Origin of the sequence: Protofrankia sp. Cj3, from assembly GCF_917627355.1 — a bacterium.
In the GTDB taxonomy this organism is placed as follows: domain Bacteria; phylum Actinomycetota; class Actinomycetes; order Frankiales; family Frankiaceae; genus Protofrankia.
Genome location: NZ_CAKJTR010000044.1, coordinates 26,566 through 28,760 on the forward strand (window position 1 = coordinate 26,566; position 2,195 = coordinate 28,760).

General features: G+C 67.2%; 1 protein-coding gene and 1 pseudogene. Both read left to right on the forward strand.

Going from position 1 to position 2,195, the window contains the following annotated elements; all coding sequences use genetic code 11:
• The coding region (locus MJ783_RS08570; protein WP_239309815.1) for a S1C family serine protease at nucleotides 1-1,239 on the forward strand (1,239 nt) is incomplete at its 5' end.
• Between the two features lie 362 nt (nucleotides 1,240-1,601).
• Nucleotides 1,602-2,195, forward strand: a pseudogene (locus MJ783_RS08575) (hypothetical protein); the annotation flags it as partial.

Below are 2,195 nucleotides of genomic sequence, written 5' to 3' on the forward strand. Positions count from 1 at the left end.
CCGTCCGGCCCAACATCACCGTTCGGGCCGACACCGCCGTTCGGCACACCGCCGCCGTCCGGGCCGTACTACGGCCCCCCCCAGACCGCCGGACAACCGGCACCACCACCACGCCGCAAACGGCTCGTCGCCGCCGCGATCGCGATCGCGCTGGTCTCCGCTGGGGTGGGCGGTGGCGTCGGTGCCCTGGTCGCCGGCGGCAACAGCACGCCGACTGTGGTGTCGTCCAGCGGCCTGCTGCGCGGCACCAGCGGCGCGGGAACATCCCCAGCCGCGTCCGGCACGGTGTCAGCCGCCGCGCAGACGATCCTTCCGAGCGTGGTCACGATAGCCGCCGCATCAAGGAACCAGGCAAGCACCGGTTCCGGAGTAATCATTCGCCAGGACGGCTACATCCTGACCAACAACCACGTGGTATCCGATGCCGCACAAGGCGGTTCACTGCAGGTGACCACCCAGGACGGCAAGGAGTTCAACGCAAGGATCATCGGGACCGACCCCACCTCCGACCTCGCGGTAGTAAAGATCGACACGACCGGGCTGCGGGCGACCGCCTTCGGCAACTCGGACGCGCTCGCGGTTGGCGAGCTGGTGGTCGCGGTCGGCAGCCCGCTCGGCCTCAGCGGTACCGTCACATCGGGGATCGTGAGCGCCATACACCGGCCGGTGCGTACCGGTGACACGAACGTCCAGGACAGCAACGCCGTTCTCGACGCTATCCAGACCGACGCCCCGATCAACCCTGGAAACTCCGGCGGCCCGCTCACCAACAGCAAGGGTGAGCTGATCGGCATCAACTCGGCTATCGCCACGGTGGGCTCGGGCGGCGGCGGGTTCGGCGGCCAGCAGGAACAGCAGTCCGGCAACATCGGTGTCGGGTTCGCGATCCCGTCCAACTATGCGCAGTCGATCGCCGAAGAACTGATCAGCAGAGGCTCGGCGGTGCACCCGTATCTTGGCGTGAACGCGTCAACCGCGGGAGCGAGCCAGACCGATCCGAACGGCGATGGGACCGGTGCCAAAGTCGAGAATCTGGTCGGCAACGGTCCCGCGCAGCAGGCCGGGCTCCAGCGCGGCGATGTCATCACCAAACTGGGAGACCGCCGGATCACGAGTGTGGATGGACTTATCGCCGCGGTCCGCTCCCAGGACATCGGCAGCAAGGTGACCGTCACCTACACCCGCAACGGTCAGACGCACACCGCGGAGGTCACCCTGGCCCAGCAGCCACCGTCCTGATCTTCCCGCCCCGTTGACATCCGGCCTTTCCGGATCTTTGCCAAAAGATCCGGAAAGGCCGGATGTCGGCATCTCAGCCACGATCATTTTGATCGCAAGATACCGCCCATCACGCATCCACGGCATCCGGACCCGCCAGCTGGCGCCAATCAAGATCAAAAAATGGCACCAGCCAGGCCGGAAAATTCGATCACACAACCTCCGGCCCGCGGATCCAGCGGGTGGCAGCAGAATTTTCCTGACATTCCCCCCTAGGCTGGCCAGGAAGCTCTAACGTGGCGAGCGGTGACGGTGTAACCCGCTCCACACCCGGACGCGGCTATGACTCATCTCGCCGACGGGGGACACAGGAGAATGCACTGATGAACGGCGGTATCCGCCGCACTGACCCAGCAGACGTATCCGCCACCGGCCCGAGCCTCGATCGATCCGCGGTTGCGCCCACTGCCCGCGACGCCCAAGACAGGCCCCGCACGCCGCTGCCACGGACCCCGGAGTCGGATATCGACCTCGTCATGCGGATCCGGCGAGGCGAACGGGATGCTTTCGACGATGTTTACGAACAGTACGCCGACGACGTCTTCTCGATGTGTCTGCTCATCCTGGGCGAGGCCGAGGTCGCTCAGGCGGCGGCGGGCACAGCGTTCGCCCTCGTTGCCCGGACCCGGCTGGGCGCGCTCGGCGAGCCTACCCGGTTGCGCTCATGGCTACTCGAGCTGGCCCGCGGCAGCGCCCTGGCCTGGTCCGGCTCGCCCCAGGCCCGCGGTGGCCCGGTGCGGCACGCCGCGGCCCCTGAGGAGATGCTCGCAAAGACTCAGCTCACCCCGGCGCCCAGGGGACTGCGGGAAGGACTTGTCCGCACCTTCGATCGAGCCGCGACTGCGCTCGGAAGTCCGGTCCCGTCGGTCCCACCGCACGCCTCCTCGATGCCGGATACCTCCATGCCAGCCTCAATA